General features: G+C 63.2%; 22 protein-coding genes and 2 pseudogenes. 7 read left to right on the forward strand and 17 right to left on the reverse strand.

The genetic code is table 11. The features are described 5' to 3' along the window. Positions 1-145: 145 nt before the first annotated feature. Together CQ14_RS28215 and CQ14_RS28220 are read right to left on the reverse strand one after the other, a co-directional pair. Positions 146-748: a pyridoxamine 5'-phosphate oxidase family protein gene (locus CQ14_RS28215; RefSeq protein WP_057861098.1), complete on the reverse strand. Its 603-nt coding sequence runs from the start codon at positions 746-748 to the stop codon at positions 146-148. A 202-nt stretch (positions 749-950) separates the two neighbouring features. Continuing rightward, entirely contained in the window at positions 951-1304 is a 354-nt protein-coding gene (locus tag CQ14_RS28220; protein WP_057861099.1) for a hypothetical protein, read from the reverse strand. A gap of 190 nt (positions 1305-1494) precedes the next feature. Between CQ14_RS28220 and CQ14_RS28225 the strand changes: the two genes are divergently transcribed. After that, the gene (locus CQ14_RS28225) at positions 1495-2214 is read left to right on the forward strand and encodes a hypothetical protein (RefSeq protein ID WP_156435515.1); all 720 of its coding nucleotides are present in this window, start codon (positions 1495-1497) and stop codon (positions 2212-2214) included. Between the two features lie 55 nt (positions 2215-2269). On the opposite strand, the gene CQ14_RS28230 is transcribed toward CQ14_RS28225, so the two are convergent. From CQ14_RS28230 to CQ14_RS28240, 3 genes are all read right to left on the reverse strand, one after another. Then, positions 2270-2617 carry an MmcQ/YjbR family DNA-binding protein gene (locus tag CQ14_RS28230; protein WP_057861101.1) on the reverse strand — a complete coding sequence of 116 codons (348 nt, stop codon included), beginning with the start codon at positions 2615-2617 and terminating at the stop codon, positions 2270-2272. A gap of 14 nt (positions 2618-2631) precedes the next feature. Next, complete coding sequence (locus CQ14_RS28235; RefSeq protein ID WP_057861118.1) at positions 2632-3696, reverse strand: alpha/beta fold hydrolase; 1065 nt, start codon at positions 3694-3696, stop codon at positions 2632-2634. Between the two features lie 104 nt (positions 3697-3800). Beyond that, positions 3801-4040, reverse strand: a complete 240-nt coding sequence (locus CQ14_RS28240; protein ID WP_057861119.1) for a DUF2188 domain-containing protein — start codon at positions 4038-4040, stop codon at positions 3801-3803. A gap of 130 nt (positions 4041-4170) precedes the next feature. On the opposite strand from CQ14_RS28240, the gene CQ14_RS28245 reads away from it, so the two are divergent. Both CQ14_RS28245 and CQ14_RS28250 read left to right on the forward strand, forming a co-directional pair. After that, on the forward strand, positions 4171-4437 hold the full coding sequence (locus tag CQ14_RS28245) for a DUF2277 domain-containing protein (RefSeq protein ID WP_057861102.1): 267 nt from the start codon (positions 4171-4173) through the stop codon (positions 4435-4437). An 89-nt stretch (positions 4438-4526) separates the two neighbouring features. Further along, on the forward strand, positions 4527-4799 hold the full coding sequence (locus CQ14_RS28250; RefSeq protein WP_063800436.1) for a hypothetical protein: 273 nt from the start codon (positions 4527-4529) through the stop codon (positions 4797-4799). Here the strand turns inward: CQ14_RS28250 and CQ14_RS28255 are convergent. From CQ14_RS28255 to CQ14_RS28290, 7 genes are all read right to left on the reverse strand, one after another. Then, entirely contained in the window at positions 4768-5940 is a 1173-nt protein-coding gene (locus CQ14_RS28255; protein WP_057861103.1) for a cytochrome P450, read from the reverse strand. The genes CQ14_RS28250 and CQ14_RS28255 overlap by 32 nt on opposite strands. Positions 5941-6038: 98 nt before the next feature. Next, positions 6039-6281 (reverse strand): hypothetical protein, encoded by a 243-nt coding sequence (locus CQ14_RS28260; RefSeq protein ID WP_057839281.1) that lies wholly within the window; start codon positions 6279-6281, stop codon positions 6039-6041. 93 nt (positions 6282-6374) lie between these two features. Continuing rightward, complete coding sequence (locus CQ14_RS28265; protein WP_057861105.1) at positions 6375-7196, reverse strand: hypothetical protein; 822 nt, start codon at positions 7194-7196, stop codon at positions 6375-6377. A 94-nt stretch (positions 7197-7290) separates the two neighbouring features. Further along, positions 7291-8619, reverse strand: a complete 1329-nt coding sequence (locus CQ14_RS28270) for a S8 family serine peptidase (protein ID WP_057861120.1) — start codon at positions 8617-8619, stop codon at positions 7291-7293. A gap of 378 nt (positions 8620-8997) precedes the next feature. Then, a complete protein-coding gene (locus CQ14_RS28280) occupies positions 8998-9756 on the reverse strand; it encodes an SDR family NAD(P)-dependent oxidoreductase (RefSeq protein WP_057861107.1) in 759 nt (252 codons plus the stop codon). 174 nt (positions 9757-9930) lie between these two features. Beyond that, entirely contained in the window at positions 9931-10182 is a 252-nt protein-coding gene (locus CQ14_RS28285; protein WP_057861108.1) for a hypothetical protein, read from the reverse strand. Positions 10183-10470: 288 nt separating this feature from the next. Then, positions 10471-10725 (reverse strand): hypothetical protein, encoded by a 255-nt coding sequence (locus CQ14_RS28290; RefSeq protein WP_057861109.1) that lies wholly within the window; start codon positions 10723-10725, stop codon positions 10471-10473. A gap of 170 nt (positions 10726-10895) precedes the next feature. Here CQ14_RS28290 and CQ14_RS28295 point away from each other — a divergent pair, with 170 nt between their 5' ends. Both CQ14_RS28295 and CQ14_RS28300 read left to right on the forward strand, forming a co-directional pair. Further along, positions 10896-11441 (forward strand): DUF2380 domain-containing protein, encoded by a 546-nt coding sequence (locus CQ14_RS28295; RefSeq protein ID WP_057861110.1) that lies wholly within the window; start codon positions 10896-10898, stop codon positions 11439-11441. A 66-nt stretch (positions 11442-11507) separates the two neighbouring features. Further along, the gene (locus tag CQ14_RS28300; RefSeq protein WP_057861111.1) at positions 11508-11966 is read left to right on the forward strand and encodes a DUF4304 domain-containing protein; all 459 of its coding nucleotides are present in this window, start codon (positions 11508-11510) and stop codon (positions 11964-11966) included. Positions 11967-11992: 26 nt separating this feature from the next. Here CQ14_RS28300 and CQ14_RS28305 read toward each other — a convergent pair whose 3' ends face one another. Further along, positions 11993-12685: a glutathione S-transferase family protein gene (locus tag CQ14_RS28305; RefSeq protein ID WP_057861112.1), complete on the reverse strand. Its 693-nt coding sequence runs from the start codon at positions 12683-12685 to the stop codon at positions 11993-11995. A gap of 3 nt (positions 12686-12688) precedes the next feature. After that, on the reverse strand, positions 12689-13078 hold the full coding sequence (locus CQ14_RS28310) for a RidA family protein (protein ID WP_057861113.1): 390 nt from the start codon (positions 13076-13078) through the stop codon (positions 12689-12691). Positions 13079-13454: 376 nt separating this feature from the next. On the opposite strand from CQ14_RS28310, the gene CQ14_RS28315 reads away from it, so the two are divergent. Both CQ14_RS28315 and CQ14_RS28320 read left to right on the forward strand, forming a co-directional pair. Further along, on the forward strand, positions 13455-13895 hold the full coding sequence (locus CQ14_RS28315) for a hypothetical protein (protein WP_057861114.1): 441 nt from the start codon (positions 13455-13457) through the stop codon (positions 13893-13895). Between the two features lie 118 nt (positions 13896-14013). Next, positions 14014-14559 carry an HD domain-containing protein gene (locus CQ14_RS28320; RefSeq protein ID WP_057861115.1) on the forward strand — a complete coding sequence of 182 codons (546 nt, stop codon included), beginning with the start codon at positions 14014-14016 and terminating at the stop codon, positions 14557-14559. Between the two features lie 3 nt (positions 14560-14562). On the opposite strand, the gene CQ14_RS28325 is transcribed toward CQ14_RS28320, so the two are convergent. The 3 genes and pseudogenes from CQ14_RS28325 to CQ14_RS28330 all read right to left on the reverse strand — a co-directional run. Further along, positions 14563-15066: a DUF1993 domain-containing protein gene (locus CQ14_RS28325; protein WP_057861116.1), complete on the reverse strand. Its 504-nt coding sequence runs from the start codon at positions 15064-15066 to the stop codon at positions 14563-14565. Positions 15067-15294: 228 nt separating this feature from the next. After that, positions 15295-15558 (reverse strand): annotated as a pseudogene (locus CQ14_RS46860) (peptidoglycan-binding domain-containing protein); the annotation flags it as partial. Position 15559: 1 nt separating this feature from the next. Continuing rightward, a pseudogene (locus CQ14_RS28330) lies at positions 15560-16610 on the reverse strand (lytic murein transglycosylase); the annotation flags it as partial. Positions 16611-16783 lie beyond the last annotated feature (173 nt).

Raw genomic sequence — 16783 nt, forward strand, 5'->3', positions numbered from 1 at the left:
TTACCCTCCCCTGGAGGGTGATCTCTCAACGCTCGCCACGGTCGTCACCTGCGAAAGCAGGTGACCCAGTATTCCAGAGACGGCAGTGGCTAAACCGAAAAGCCGCGGCGTACTGATACCCCGCATTCGCGGGGTATGACGCCTGCTACAGCCCCTCTTTATAGCGCTCGTAGATTTCCGCCTGGCTCTCGCGCGCGCCGAGGCCGGTCTGGTCGTGGATCACCTCGCCGATGCTCGGCATCACCGAGCGCTCGACCTGCGTCGCCGCCCACAATTTCGAGCGCATCAGCGCCTTGCCGCAGTGGAAATAGGCTTCGCTGACCTCGATGCGCAGCACCGCGCGCGGCGGCTTGCCGAACTCGATCATCGAGGTCATCAGCTCCGGGTCGACCGACACCTTGCCCTTGCCGCCGACGCGCAGCGTCTCGTCGATCCCGGGCACGAAGAAGATCAGCTGCACGAAGCCCGAGCCCTCGACGATGTTGCGGAAACTATCGATGCGGTTGTTGCCGGAGCGGTCCGGCATCAGGAGCTCGTTCGGTCCCGCAACGTGGATGAAGCCCGGGTTGCCGCCGCGCGGGGAGGCGTCGACGCTGCCGTCCGAGCCCGAGGTCGCCAGCACGCAGAACGGCGACATGCCGATGAATTTCCTCGAATGCGCGTCGATCTCCGGCCGCGCCTTGGCGATCACGCGGGGCGAGGGGGCAGGATAGATCGTGGCGAGGTCAGACGGGGCAATATCGGACAAGGGAATCCTCCGGTCGGTTTTTGACAGGCTACCATCCCCGCATTTTCACGTCATCCCCAGCTTGGAAGACTTCTAGCTCCGTCATTGCAAGGAGCTCGCGACAAAATTGCAAAGCAATTTTGCGCTGAAGCGACGAGGCAATCCATCTATCCCCAAGCGGAGAGGTGGATTGCTTCGCTTCGCTCGCAATGACGTTTCGTCGTCAAACCGCGTCCGCCGGCACGAAGCAGCTAATGATGATGCTGCCGCGGTGATGCACGTACCACACCACGGCTTCGCCGATCGGATTGCCCTGGTCGCGAATGACCGCGCGCTCCGGCACCTGCATCCATTGGCCCTCGATCGGCACCCAATAGGCGCCCCCGCGCACGTCGTAGCTGGTGCGATGGCCGTCGGAAATATCGCAGCACGGCACGCCGTTCGGCGCGATCACGCTTTTGAACCAGGCGCGGATATCCGGCGGCACGTGATCGAACTGCCCCCTGTCGACGGCGCGCGCCGCACCGGCGAGCGCCAAAAGGCAGGCCAGCAAGACGAATGGCGCAAGCCTTCGCATCCGATCCTCCGCTTTTGTTTGCCTTGTCCTCGCGAGACGCGCCCACGATTCGTAACGGCAATTCAAGCGGAGCCTGCTTGCGGATGCACGCTCAAATAATGAGCGATGTCCGGGATGCAGATTTGATGCGCTGCGAAATCGGGTTGCCCTGTACACAGTTGGTGCGAACCAGCGCGACAAGTTGCCAAACATGCGCTCCAATCGTCTGCGGTTGATGGAAAGGAGCGGCTCTGCGGTCATCTTCACGAATGGAAACACGTTGGGCACGAACCCGAAGATTGCGATAGGCCTGCTTTCTCCCGTGGGATTGCTGTTTGCGCTCCCGTTGGTGCTTTGGGCTTTCAGCTTCACCGAACTCCTCGGGCTGGAGAAATGCAGCATCGGTTCCATTAACGACGTCGAATACGGGCGCATCCTGTCTCGGGCCGGCGCGCAACGCTGGACGGTATGGCCCGGTCTGTCGAATGGGGTGTTTTGGCCGTCGGACAATGGCTTCCGAGGCCCGACAGGATCTTTCAACAGCAATCTCAACGGTCAGCTTCTCTCACATGTCAGAGAGCTTGCTGGACCCGACGCGTCCATTGATCGCCAACTGGCTTCCGGCCATGCCGTTATGCGCAGCATGGGCGCAGAATACGTCCAGACTCAAGAAGTGCCTGATGTGCGTCGGGATCGCGGCGCTTCGAGCGTCCATTTCACATATTACTTGCCGCAAGTGCGTTTCGCGCCAGCGTGTGTTCTTTGCCTGATATGGTGGTACACGACCATTGACGTGATCTTTTCTCATGATCTCGCCACTGACCGATACGAGTTGCAGGCGGTGAACGTGCTACACGCAGGGCTGAAAGGCACTCCCGACAAGGAGCGTGCGCGCAACGTCCCATGGGGTAGTTGCCCTAAGTTTCGATGATCCTTTCGCAATGGATGATTGGATTGAGCGGGACCACAAGTCCATGCGCGCGAAATCAAGGCTGCTTTGTCGCTCGCCGCTTGACGGAAGCCTTTGGCGCGACATTCTCCCACGCCATCGTCAGTGCGCTCTTCAGCGTCGTCGCGTCGGCCTTGGCGAGGCGCACATTGGTGTAGCCCTGTCTGCCCCATCCGCCCGGCACGGGACGGAAGATGTCGGGCTCCGCCTCGACCAGCATCGATTGCTGTTCGGCCGTCAGCTTCAACGTGCCCCAGTTGTCGTCGGGATGGCCCAGGGTCGCGAAGATGCGCTTGCCCGCGCGGAAATCGGCCTTGCCCTGATGCGCGCTCTCGACCGCATCGGGCAGCGTGAGCGCGATCCGGCGAAAACGGCTTGCAGACATCGCGTTCGCTTCGCCTACATCGCCCGCTGCGGCGCGGTCTGCAGCAATTCCTGCAGCTCCTTCTTGTAGAACTTCGCGTTCCCCGTCGTGAGATGGCCGCGCGTCTCGCTGGAGGCCGGGATCAGGAACAGCCGGCCGTTCTTGACGCGCTTCATCGCGGCATCAGTGATGCCGGTCTCCGGCGGGTTGCGCTCATCGTCGGCGGCGTTGATCAGGAGCAGCGTGGCCGCGATCTTCTCGAGCGAGGGCGCCGGATTGTAATCATGCGACGCCTCCCACTGGTAGACGAAGTCGTTGGCGTCGGCGGTAACGGCGGTTGCGAGGCGATCATCGACCATCTTGTCGGCCTTCGCCGCCGTCGGCGCCAGCGCCTGATAGGCCAGCGTTCCGCCGCCGGTCGCGATGCCATAGGCGTTGATGGCGTATTTCATCATGCGCGGTTGGCTGGTGTAATTGCCGCCATTGTAATCGGGATCGTTCTTGATGGTCTCCAGCATCATCCGCCGCAGCATCCAGTTGCGCGCCGCCATCTCGGTCGGCTGCGAGGCCATCGGCACCAGCGCGTCCATGAATTGCGGATATTTGCCACCCCAGATCCAGGTGTGCATGCCGCCCATCGAATTGCCGATCACGAGCCGCAGGTGTTTTACGCCGAGACCTTCCGTCACCAGGCGATACTGCGCGTCGACCATGTCCTCGTAATTGTATTTCGGAAACGTGGTCTTCATGCCGTCGGATGGTTTTGACGATTTGCCGTGGCCGACGCCGTCGGGAATGATGATGTAGTATTTCGCGGCATCGAGCGGCTGGCCGGGGCCGAACAATTCGCCGCCGAAGGTCGCCGTCAGCATGCTGGCCGCCGAGCCGCCCGAGCCGTGCAGCACCAGCACCGGCTGCCCGGTCGGCTCGCCGATCGTGGTGTAGGCCAGCCGTAGCGCCGGCATCGTCTCGCCCGTGTGGAATTTGAAGTCCCTGGCGATCCACTCGCCCTGTTTCGGCGCGGGATAGTCGGCGGCGAAAGCGGTGATGGTGGTCAGCGCCAGTGCGGCGGCCGACAGCGCGACGTGCGAAACATTCATCATGGTCTCTCCCGATGCTGCGGCTGTCTCGTGCGCCGCTTGCGGAAACCTTATCACACCGGCGATTTCCGTCACCAGATCGCCGAACCATGCGACCGCGCCGCCTAACCCTCCACCTCGGTCTCCGGCCGGTCGTTGCCGGCGGCGGTCTCCGAGAGCCATCGTCCATCAGCGGTTTCGTATTCGATCCCCTCCGTGCGGCCCGGCACCCGCTGCTCTGCCGCCGCGCGGCGGGCGGCGGCGAGCGCCGTGGCGCGGTTCGGAAACGGCTCGGAAAACACGCCGTTGACGGTGTAGGCCCAGCCGCCGTCATGCTCGACGATCTTGTAGGTCACGTGGGTCATCGGGAACTCGCTGTTTGCAGGTGCCGACAGGGGTGAACGTGACGCCAGATTCATGACAAAATAGGGCACGCTGTCGGATTTTGCACCGGCCGTTCGTCCTTCATCGACGACCCCTGCAGCAGAGAGAACCATGTGCCGCAACATCAAGACCCTGTTCAATTTCGAGCCTCCAGCCACGCATGCGGAGATCCATGCGTCCGCGCTGCAATTCGTGCGAAAGCTGTCCGGCTTCAACTCGCCGTCGCAGGCCAATGCGGAGGCGTTCAACCGCGCGGTTTCCGAAGTCTCCGACAGCGCGCGGCGCCTGCTCGCTTCGCTTGAGACCAACGCCCCGCCGCGCGACCGCGAGGTCGAAGCCGAGAAGGCGAAGGAGCGCTCGCGCCGGCGGTTTGGTTAGGTGATTCCTGCGCGGCGTGATGCACCTCACGGTGCGGCGAGGTCGCGGCGATCATGCTGACATCCATCATCAGCCAACGGAGGGATGTCATGGATCAGGAAAAGCGGTTGAAACTCGCCGCCATCTTCTTCGCCGTTTTCTGGATCGGCGGGATGCTGTGGTGGAGCGGCGAGTATCATCCCGCCTACATCATCCTTCTTGCCGTTTGCGGGGCCCTCGGCGGCTACCTCTGGTACCTCGCGATGCGCTGGGTGTTTCGTCACATGCACCTGCTGCCGCGAAACGGCGACAACGGCGCCGGCCGCGAGAACGCGCTAACGCTTTCGCCGATCAGTTCGCGTCCCACTTCACCGGAAGATTGAGCAGGCCGCGAAACGCCCAGCCGCCGATCCGAACCGGCTCGTTTTCGTCCAGCCGCAGGCCCTTCAGCCGTGCGAACAAACTCGGCAGCGCGACGTCGGCCACCATCGCGCGCGAGGCGAACGCGCCGGCGCAATAGTGTGGCCCGGCGCCGAAGGCGATGCTCTTCTGCGTATCGCGGGTGATGTCGAAACGATCCGGCTCGGCAAAGCAGGCCTCGTCGCGGTTGGCGGAGCCGAACATGAAGAACACGCGATCTTCCGGCTCGAAGTCGATGCCGCCATACGTCCAGGGTTTGGCGACGCGGCGCGGCGACATCTGGATCGGGGCGATCCAGCGCGCATATTCCTCGAACACGTCGATCCATTTTGCCTTGCCCTCGCGCACCAGCGCGAACTGCTCGGGATGCGTCAGCAGCGCCCAGGTTGCGCCCGCAATCGCATCGCGCGGCTCGTTCTGGCCGCCGGAGATCGCCAGCTTGATGTTGGCGCGGATGCTGTCCATGTTCTGGCCGGAAGCCAGCAGCACGCTGAGGATCGAGGTGTTCGGGTGTTTCTTCACCACCGGAATCATGTCGTCGATCGCGGCATCGATGCCTGCGGTGGCCGCATGGCAGCGCGCCTCGACCTCCTTGTTGCCGGTGTAGTTGGCGATGCCGTCGATCATCGCCTGCGACCACGCGTCCATGTCCTGGTAGCGCATGTTGGTCAGCCCGGTGACGTCCTTCAGGCATTCGGCCGACAGCGGCAGCGCCAGTGCCTTGCAGAGATCGGCGGCGCCTTGCGGCACGAGCTCGTCAAGGATGCGGTCGGCATGGGCCTGAAACTGCCGGACCCAGGTGTCGCGCACCGTGCGCGGCGACACCGCCGGAAACATCGCCTGACGCTCGCTCAAGTGCGCATCGCCGTCCTTGCGCATCATGTTGTGGCCCATCAGCACGTTCATCAGCCCGTTCGGCTGGTGCGAGGAGAACACGTCGATGCGCTTCTCCTGGGTGAAGATGTCGTCGCGCCGGGTGAACACCGTCGAGCCGAGTTGCGGCACAAAGGCGATCGGGGTCTCCTTGCGCATCTTCGCAAGGGCCGGATAGGGATCGGCCCAGAAAGCGGGGACGTCGATATCAAAATGCGGAGCGTTGGACATTGATGGCGTTTCCCTTGGGCCGGCTTTTTGAGCAGGGTGACCAAGGGAGGCGCGGCTGTCAAATGCAGTGCGGGTAAAGCGATACGGCCTCCGAAACTTCAGGATATCGGAGCGCCGGGCGGTCCAATGTCGACCGGGTGATCGGCAGACACGTCCTTGACGCCGGGAATCTCGCGCATCTTCGCGACCTTGTCGGGAAGGGCGGAGCCGGTGACGACGCCGATCGCATCGAGAACCTGATCCACCTCAAATCCCTTCGCCTTGAGTTCGCGCGCCACCTTTTCGATTCCATGGTCTTCCGAGACCGTGACTACAAAGGCCTGCTTCTGTTTCTTTGCCATGGCGCTCTCCAAAATTTCGTCGCTGTCGGGATGGCCAGTCCACCTGGTCTGCGCGAATGCGCAAGTGATCAGAGCCAGCGCAGTGGCTTGCATTTATCGGTTCTCGCCCGGCCTTGACGATACTTCTCGCTCGATACGACCAACCGCGCTTCGCGCCAAGACTTTATACAGGCTGCGATCTTCGGCGTGCCGCTTGTCCCAATCGGCCAGGTCTCTGCGGGCCTCCAGATTGAGCTGGTCATGCTCGGCGAGCGATTCAAGGTGCGGCCGGCGCAGCGCCCGGGGAATGAAGATGGCCTGCGCCACCGGATCCCCAATCCCGATGTGAACCGGCCCCGGCGGCAGGCCGAGCGCGAGATTGACCGGACTGGCGTACCAATCGGTTTCGACCAGCCCGCATTTGACTTCGAGTCCGGGTCCGGCGCGGTTGAGCAGCGGCAGAAACAGCGTGTCCACCATCTCAGGGGTGCGCCAGATGTAGGGAAGATGAAGCTTTATCACGCCGGACTGATCGTCGCGGTCGAAAAAACTGAGGCCCGGTTCCTGGACGGATGCGGCGGAGTCCTGCCCGGAAACGCCCCTCAGTTCATAGGCATTGCCGGCGAAGCGGACTTCCGGATTGTCGAACACGTAGAACACCCGCGGCTCGGCATAGTTGCCGGCGGTATCAGGCTTGTTCGCAGGCGAGCGGAACGCCCGGCATCCGTTCGGCAGCGCATCGAGGGTGCAGAAACCAAAGCGGATCGGGGATGGAATGATGACACCGAGCGCGCTGGCCGCGGTGAACGGCAGGCACTGCTCCTGAACGCCGTATCCCGGCGGGATCGACGTACGCGTCCGGGCCGACGCGGTGCGCGGCAGCGCCACGTTCGGGACCAGCGGGATGAGTTTCAGTGTCGCTGCAGTTTCGGTCATGCAAAGCCTGCACACGCTGCGGCGCCGCCAACGGCTTGTGCGTCAGCCTGTCCCGCACCGGAGCATAGGCTCCGGCGCGGGATGCGCAAGGCGGCTACGGAGCCTGCACCAGGCCGGCGCCGACATCCGTGGCCGGCAACGGCAGATGTCTGGCTGTCGCGGTCAGCTTGGCGCGCAAGGCAAGTCCCCGCAGGCTTGCACTGCTCTGCGCCCACATGGCGGCGCAGCCCGCGACATGGGGCGTCGCCATGCTGGTGCCGCTGATGGTGTTGTGGAGCTGCGGGCGCGGCCACGACGAGAACGTGTTCACGCCGGGCGCGGCGATGTCGACCTTGCCGCCGCAGGAGAACGAAGCCACCCGAAGCGAGCTGTCCAGCGCGCCGACCGACACGATAGTAGGCGAATTCGCCGGTGCGATCGTGGGCTTTATCGTGCCGGGACGGTTGCTGGCATTTCCAGCGGCCGCGACGATCAGGCATCCGGCGCCCAGCGCCGCTGCGCCGGCTGCCGTATAGGACGGCTGGGGCGGTATCTGTGCGCCAAGCGACAGGGAGATCACCGCGCATCGGTTGGCGATGGCCCAATTCATGCCGGCGAGAATCTGCGCCTGAGTGCCGGAGCCGGAATTGGTCAGCACCTTGCCGATGAACATCTGCGAACGGAATGCAATGCCATACCGCTGCAGCGGGCCCGGAGGAGATTGCGGCCCGCACGCCGTGCCGGCGGTATGGGTTCCGTGACCGTGGAGATCCTGCACCGGTTGTCCGACGAATGTGTTGCTGACGATCGGGCGGCCGGCGAACTCCGGATGTCCGAGATCAAACCCGGTATCGAGAACGGCAACCTTGATTCCGTTACCGTTGAAATTGCTTTGCGGCACCTTGCAGGCCCGCAGCCCCCAGGTCGCGCCGACTGCCTCCGCCGATACGTCGCCAAACGCCTCCTCGCCGTGTAACGAGCCGAGATCCTGGTAGATCATCTCCGCGGTGCGCAACACGCCTTTCAAATAGTCGCCCGGACTTACCTGCGCTGCGAACATGAAATATTCCGGATCGACCGAGTGCGTGGCGCTGTCCTCGGCCGCGAAGTCGGCCGTCGTGATGCCGTGTTCGGCGGCAGCGCCGCCGCCGACCAGGGCCACGCCGATCTCCGGGAAGACCATCGCCTGAGCGTCTCCGGCGTCCGCCAGATCGACGGCTTGTCCGGTAAAGTCGCGCGCGTTCGCAACGCGCAGGCCTCGCTTTGACTGCAATGATTTCACGCCGGCGGCCGTGGCGCCTTCCTTGAACGTCATCAGAAAGCGTCCGGTCTTTGTCGTGTCGCCACCCTGCGCCAGTGCCGCCAGCAGCAGTTCGTCGGGACTTGCAGCGATCGTCTGCTGCGTTCCAGCATCGGATGACCTTGGAGTGCTTCGCCTCGCCATGCTCGTCTCCTCTTGGTTTGGTGTGAGAAATTTCAAATGCGTCGAGGTCAGTCGCCCGGCCGCTTTGCGCGGCAATTCGCATTCTTGGCGTAACAATCCGCCTTCGATTGCTGCGCGATGCCTTCAGAAAAATGGGCTCCGGGAAAAGGAGGCTCCGGAGATGGAAAATAGCGGCCAGGAAACGGCACAAACGATAATTGCGGTATTATGGTGCGCAATCTTAGATTTCACACGCCTGTGTTCAACTTTCAGCGATCAGCTTGAGGTTGAGGTTCGCGCGGCAGGGATGGCCTTCGCGGATGCTTGCGAAGGCCTGATTGCGAAGTTGCGCTGTAAGGCGGGATAACGACGAGGATGGCGTGCGCGGGACGCCCTGGCTCACACTGCCCGATAGCCGCCGTCGACCATCACGATCGAGCCGGAGACGTAAGCCGAAAGATCGGAGGCGAGGAAGATGGCGGGGCCGACGATGTCCTCTGCAGTGCCGGCACGGCCGAGCGGGGTGTGGTCCATGAATGTCTTCACCAGCTCCGGATTGTTGGCGCGGGCATTGGCGTTCAGTGGCGTTGCGATGAAGCCGGGGCCGATCGCATTGACGCGCACGCCTTCCTTGCCGAGTTCGGCGGCGAGCGCCTTGGTGAAGCCGAGCACGCCGTGTTTGGAGGCGGTGTAGGCCGGCGAGCTCGGCGTGCGCACATGCACGAAAGACTGGATCGAGCCGATATTGACGATGCGTCCTTTGCTGGCGCGCAACGCGGGGAGGAAGGCGTGCGTCACGTTGAAAACGCCGGTGAGGTTGATCGCGATGATGTCTTCCCAGTCGCTGATCACCGCCTCTGCCGCGCCCAGCATGCCGTTGCGGCGAACGATGCCGGCATTGTTGACGAGGACCGAGACCTGGCCGACCTTGTCGGCGATCTGCTTTGCCATCGCGGCGCAGTCCTCGCGCCTGGCGACATCGAGCGCAAAGCTTATCGCCTTGTCGCCGATTTCCTTGGCGGCTTCCGCCGCCGCCTTCTCGTCCCTGTCGAGCAGCACGACGCACGCGCCCTCCCGCGCATAGCCGATCGCGATGGCGCGCCCGATGCCGGAGCCCGCGCCGGTGACGACTGCGATGTGATTTTGGAGAAGGGGCATGGGGCGTTTCCTCTTGCTTGATTTTACCAGAGGATAGCAAGTGAGCCCGCTTGCACAAGGTGGGAGAAAAGTTTCGTAGGGTGGGCAAAGCGCCAGCGTGCCCTCCGTCGCAAAAAGAAGGGTGGGCACGGCGCTGAAGCGCCTTTGCCCACCCTACACAGCTAACAACGCAACTTACAGCTTGCAGGTGCCCTTCTTGAGCATGCCGTCCTTCACCGCGAGCGCGGCGACAAAGGTCGGGACCGGCCTGCTGACGGTCTTGTAGTTCGACGGGATCGGCTTGGTCGGAATGCTCTGGTCCCAGACCTGGCAGACGCCGGTGCCTTCCCAGCGGATCAGGTGAAAGGCGGCTTCAGCGGGGCTGGGCGCGGCAAGTGCAGTGAAGGCGATACCGGCGGTGGCAGCAAGAGCGGTCAATCGAAGCATAGGAAAAATACTCCTGTCATGGAAATCTATGGCAGTGCTTCCCGCAACGAATGTGAGGAAGCGGCTCCCGGCCGAGGATGACCGGGCATCCCTTTGTTGTAACTGATACGTGATTGGTTCAATGCGGCTTGCGAAGAAGGCCGGCGATTAATCCTCTCGCCGGCCTTTTCAAGTGATCCTCATGGTGAGGAGGCGCGTAGCGCCATCTCGAACCATGTGGCCCTGCTAGTGCCATTCATCCTTCGAGACGGCGATTCGCGCCTCCTCAGGATGAGGTCTGGCAGTCACTCAGAACGCGCAGGTGCCGTTACGCAGCAGGCCGTCCTTGAACGCCAGCGCATGGCTGAAGGTCGGCACATCAGAGCCGACGATCACGGTGTAATTGCCGGGATAGGGCGCGGTCGGGATGCTCTGGTCCCACATCTGGCAGAAGCCGGTGTCCTGCCAGCGGATCAGATGGTACGAAGCCTCAGCCGGGCTTGAGGCGGCAAGTGCGGTGAAGCCAATAGCGGCAACGGCGCCAAGGGCGAAAATACGACGCATCTTCAATCTCCTGTTTGGATCACGGGGCATCGGCCCGGCTACCCGAGTGAGTTGCGGGACGCGCGAGAAGGTTCAAAACTGGAGTCGCGATGGGTTAGCGAAATCCTTAACCCCTGTTATGGTCGAACCGCGGGCGGCGGGGCAACGTCCTGGTGGTGAGGATACGAAGCATGATGCAGACGATCGTCCCGCGGTGTCTCTTTCTCTGGCGTTACCGCGCCGGCCATGTGCTGACCATGCTGGGCGCGCTGGCTGCCTTGTCGTTTGCAGGCGGATCGTCCGCCGCCGCGCCGATCGCGGTGGCGGTGGCGGATTTCGATTATTTCGACACGTCCGGGGAGGTCGTCGACCAGAGCGCGGAGCATCGCGCCCGCGTGGCGTCGTTTGCAAAATTGCTGCGGGATAATCTGGCGGCGCAGGGCGATTATCGCGTGGTGACGATCGAATGCCGCGATCATCCCTGCACCGCCACCAGCATGTCGCAGGATGTGTTCATTGCCGCCGCGCGAAAGGCCGGCGCGCGGCTCGTGGTCTATGGCGGCATCCGCAAAATGAGCACGCTGGTGCAATGGGGCGAAATCCAGTTGCTCGATCTCGAAGCCGAGAAACTGCTGATGCGGCGAACCGTGACGTTCCGCGGCGACAACGACGCCGCCTATCGCCACGCCGCCGATTTCGTCAGCGATACGGTGAAGGAGACGATGCCGAAGCCGTGAGTATTTTGTAGGGTGAGTTACTAATCGCCCTACGCGCTTTCGAGGCGAGGGCTGTCGAGTCGGCAGATGATGACAGGTCAAGAGTTCAGGAAGGGCCTGTTCGAGGCTCTGCAGCAGCATGGTTTCGCCCGGCGTGGAAGTCTGATGCGGCTTCCGGGAGATGCGGCTATCACCCTCGTTGGAGTCCAGAAGGGATTTGGCGAACAATGGTTCGTCAACGTGGGCTTCTGGCTGAAGCAACTCGATCGAGCTGAACCCGATCGGATAGAGCAGTCGCATCTGTATTTTAGGCTTGAGAGGCTATTTCCGAAGTATAGGGAATTTATTCTGGAGGCCGGCGATCTGGCCGCTGAGGCGCAGCTAAGCGCGTATCAAAACTTTCTTAGGGTTTTGGTCGATGAAATCGCGGACGGTCTAAAGCAGCTCGGGACAGCTGAGGGGCTCGCCGACGCATATCACGCGGGTAGATTAACTGCGGGCCTCGTGACGAAGGCAGCCACGGAGTTGCTGGCGAGAACTACGTAATGTCCTGAATTAGCGCCGATCCACCTTCAGCGGCTGACCGCCGCGTGGATGGCTTCGCAATGGCGCACGAGATTGGGATGGGCCGTGACGAAGGCTTTCAGCAGCGTCGGGATCGGGAAGAAGTGGATGTTGGCGATGAAGCCGTAGATGCCGGCATCGATGCTGGTCGGCTTCGCGCCATGCGCATAGCCATCAGCAGGGACGAGATCGGCCAACACCTGCAAATCGGCCAGCCCGCGCGCATAGGCCTGATCGGGCGCGTAACGGCCGATGCCCTGGAAATAATAGCGCTGGGCGTTGTATTCCCTGGCCTTGTTCATGCCAGCTTCGTCGATGCGTGAATGCTGTGCCATGAAGCTGTCGCGAAACGCCGGGAAATAACGCTCGTCCTTCCAGCGCGAATACGACATCACCCAGTAGAGGTCGTCCAGCATCCGCGTGACGAGATGGTCGACCATGCGCTGGGCGGGCGTGAGATTGGCGTCGATGGTCAGGCCATACTTGCTGGTGAGATGGGCGATGATGGTCTCGCTGTCGCCGATCGTCTCGCCATCATCGACGATGTAGGGCAATTGCCCGCGCGGCGCGGGCGAGGCGTCGAAGATGTGTTCATGGACGAAGGGGACGCCTGCGAGTTTGAGGAAGGCGTAAACCTTCAGCCCGTAGCCGTTATTGTCGGCGACGCCGAACAGCTCGGGGTAGGAATAGAGGGTCAGCATCGATTACCGCCCCGAAATCTGTGCGACGCATTCGATCTCGATCAGCATCTTCGGATCGGGCAGGGCGTGCACCACGCAGGTGGTGCGTGCGGGGTAGGGCGCGGGTCCGAAGGCGGATGCATACAGCACGTTCATGGTAGCGACGTCGGAGGCACGCGTCAGCAGCACGTTGACCTTGACGAGATCGCGAAACGTCGCGCCCGCTTCATCAAGGATGCGCTTGATGTTGGCGACGACGAAGCCGAACTGCGCCTCAAAACCGTCGGCCAGTGCGCCCTTGTCGTCAAAGCCCGGAATGCCCGAGACGAACAGCAGGCCGCCGACACGGGTTGCGAAGGAGAGCGGCGGGGCCTTGATGCCGGCGGGCGGCGCAAAATGCTGGATCTGCGACATGGGACACCTTCGTGAACGGTTTGGCGTCCGAAGCCTAACGCGCCGCTGCCTCGCTGGAAAGGCAGCGGCGCTGCGCCATTCGACCCGCCGATAGCTCTGGAACGGTGTGATGCGATGTGATCGCGAAGGAATTGTCGGGCGGATTACTAGCGCAAGATGATCGAGGCAAAGGTAATGCAGTTCACAGGCGGTACGATTATCATGCGCCTGCACGGAAATCTTTCGTACGGGACCGGCAGATTTTGATGAAATTGTGTCGTGCCTGCGTCCCTGTGCGGGCCATCAACGCGCTTTCCGGATTACCCCGATCGGGTACAATCCGCCGGTCACGACTCAATCGGCGCCGCAGGCCGCCAATTCCCTGGAGAAAATATCCATGAAGATGCCATCCGCCCTCCGTGCCGCCGTGCTCGCGCTTGCGGCTTTTGCGGGCGTTACGCTGTCCTCCGCCGCGCATGCCGACGAAGGTTTTGTGCAGCTCACGATCTACAAGGCGGGCTGGGTGATCGGCGGTTCCGGCGGCAGCGGCGTGCTGGATTTCCGCGGGCGGCGCTACGCGCTTTCGACCGGCGGCCTCGACTACGGCTTTGTGTTCGGCGGCTCGAAGACGATCCTGCGCGGCCGCGTGAGCAACATCTGGCGCGCTTCCGATGTCGCCGGCGTCTACGGTGCGGCCGGTGCGGGCATTGCAGTCGGCCGCGGCGCGCGCGCGATCGTGCTGACCAACCAGAAGGGCGCGGTGCTGGAATTGACCGGGCACCAGGTAGGATTGATGGCGAACGCGGACCTCAGCGGCCTCGCGATCACGATGCGGTAGGATTTCGTAGGGTGGGTTAGCCGAAGGCGTAACCCACCGCGGTTCCTCCTCGCGGAAAGACGGCGGATTACGCTATCGCTAATCCGCCCTACGGCGGCGGTGCTTCGGGGAAGGACATATGAACCGCGAAGAATTAATCGCCGCCTACACGGCACCCGGCCGCCACTACCACAACCTCGCACATATCGAAGACTGCCTCGCCGCACTCGCACGCGTCGAAAATCTTTCAGCGCATGAGCGCGAAATCCTGTCCGAGGCGATCTGGTGGCACGACGTCGTCTACGACGCGACGCGTTCGGACAATGAAGAGCTCAGCGCGCAACTCGCCGAGCAGCACGTGCGCTCCGACATCAGCGAGGAAGTCGGCCGCCTGATCCGCCTGACCAAGACGCACGCGGTCCAGTCTGACGATCGCCTGGGCGCGATCCTGATCTCGATCGACCTCAGCATTTTGGGCGCGGAACCCGCGCGCTACGACGCCTACGCCGCCGCGATCCGGCAGGAATTCATCCATGTGCCGGAGCCTGATTACCGTGCCGGCCGCGCCCGCGTGCTCAGCCAGTTCGCCGCGCGGCCGGTGATCTTTCCCGACGCGGCCTTTGCCGCGCGATATGACGGCCAGGCCCGCAAAAACCTCGCGCGCGAACTGGCCGCCTTGCGCTGACGATTACTTCACGCCGAGAAAATCCCGCTTGCCGATTTCGACGCCGTTGTGGCGCAGGATGCCGTGCGCGATGGCGGCGTGAAAGTAGAAATTCGGGAAGGCGAAGTTGACGAGATATTGCTGGCCCTTCAGCGTCCGCGTGTTGTTCGGGCCGACGGGGAAGGTCACCTCGCGCGTGTCGCCGCCGTCGAACTGCGCCGGTTTGAACGATTTTATGTAGTCGGTCGCTTTCGCGATCCGCTGCTGCAATTCCTCAAAACTCTTTTCAGTGTCCGGCGTCGTCGGCACTTCGCTGCCGGTAAGACGCGCGCAGGTCTTCACGGCGAAGTCGCAGGCCGTCTGCACCTGCCGCGTCAGCGGATACATGTCCGGATAAAGCCGTGCGCTGAGCAGCACCTCGGGCTGGATGTTCTTTGCCTTGCAATGCGCTTCCGCCTTCTGAAGCAGGCCGGAAAGGCCGCCGAGGATTTGCAGGAAGGCGGGCACGGTTGAGTCGTGGAAGGACATGTGATGCTCTTTTCGTGAAGTGGAAAAACGCCTCAAGCGGATGAGGTGTTTTGCGAGATGGGGCGCTCGCGGGAAAATACAAGGCGTGCGGCTCGTAGCCCGGATGGAGCCAACGGGTCGCGCGAATGCGCGCCCGATGACAGGCNGTTCTGCGCGCGCGGCGCCTTCCCGGATTTCGCTTGCGCTCCATCCGGGCTACGAGGCGTCAGTTCACCGCGTCGCCGGCATCACCAGGCCCGCGGGCTGCGCCTGCGCGCTCGGCCCACGCATCCGCGCCAATAGTTCCGCCGTCGGCCAGGAATCCGCAGGCAGCCCATACTTGATCTGCATCGCCTTCACCGCCGTGCGGCTCAACTGTCCCATCACGCCGTCGACCTTGCCGACATTGAAGCCCGCGCGCACGAGTAACTGCTGCAGCTCCTTTAATTCGTTCAGCGGCAGTTGCGCCACCGGCACGGCGGGCTGCCGCATCGGCGGGGGGGCGGGGGTGGGNCCGCGGTGGTCGAGTAGATCAGCGAGTTGTTCCACTCGGTGTAGGCGGCGAAATTCGCGTACGCCAGGAATGCGGGGCCGGTGCGGCCCATCGGCAGCAGCAGCGAGGCCGGCAGGTCGTCGTTCGGCAGCGGCCGGCCGTCGGGATAGGTGACGCCGAGCTGCGCGAATTTGGCGCGCGGCAGTTTGGTGGTGAGGTCGGCCTGCTCCCACGGGAAATTCTGTGGCGCGCGCACTTCCTGCAGCCACGGCTCGCCGCGCCGCCATTTCAATCCGGTCGCGATGTAGTTCGCGGTCGAGCCGATCACGTCGGGCGCGCTGCGCAACAAATTGCGATGGCCGTCGCCGTCATAGTCCACCGCATAGGTGAAATAATGCGTCGGCAAAAATTGCGTTTGCCCGAGTTCGCCGGCCCATGCGCCGATCATCTCGCTGGCCGCGAGGTCGCCGCGATCGACGATCTTGAGCGCGGCGATGGTCTCCTTTTGGAACATCTCGGAGCGGCGGCAGTCATACGCCAGCGACACCAGCGAGCGCAGCGTGGACAGATTGCCGAGCTCGGCGCCAAAACTGCTCTCCAGCCCCCAGAACGCGGCGATCACGGCCGGCGGCACGCCATATTCCGTCTCGGCGCGGTTGAACGCCGCCGCATGCATCCGGATTCGCGCCTGCGCATTCTTTGCCGCGCCGTCCGACGCCCGGTTCCGCGCGAACTCGGTGAACACCTGGCCGAACACGCGCTGGCCGCGGTCGCGGTTGACGATGCCCTGGTCGTAGACGAGGTAGGGCGCGGCTTCCGCCAACGCGCGCTGCGACACGCCCTCCGCGGCGGCCTGCTGCTTGAGGTCGGCGAGGAAGCGGTCGAATGGTTGGCCGTTGTGACAGGAAGCGCCGCGCGGCGCGCGCGGAGCGGCGGCCGGCTGTTGGCCGGGCACGGGTGCGACAGCGGGCCTCGGCGCGGGGCGGACGGGGGCAGGGGCCGGTTGGGCGAGGGCAATGGAGGAAAGGGACAGGGACGCCGTGGCAGCAACGAGGAGTCTGTGAAGCAGCATCAATGTCACCGATCCGGGTAGAGAGGGGGGAAGCGCCTGTCCGCCATAGCTCGAAGAGCGACGGCGGATGCCCACCGTTCCAACCCGGACAGTTCAACCAATATGGTGGGCACGGCGCAAGGGCGCCTTTGCCCACCCTTCTGTAACGGGCCTCGATTAGTCAATCCCTTTGC

The organism is Bradyrhizobium lablabi (assembly GCF_001440475.1).
Classification (GTDB): Bacteria; Pseudomonadota; Alphaproteobacteria; order Rhizobiales; family Xanthobacteraceae; genus Bradyrhizobium; species Bradyrhizobium lablabi.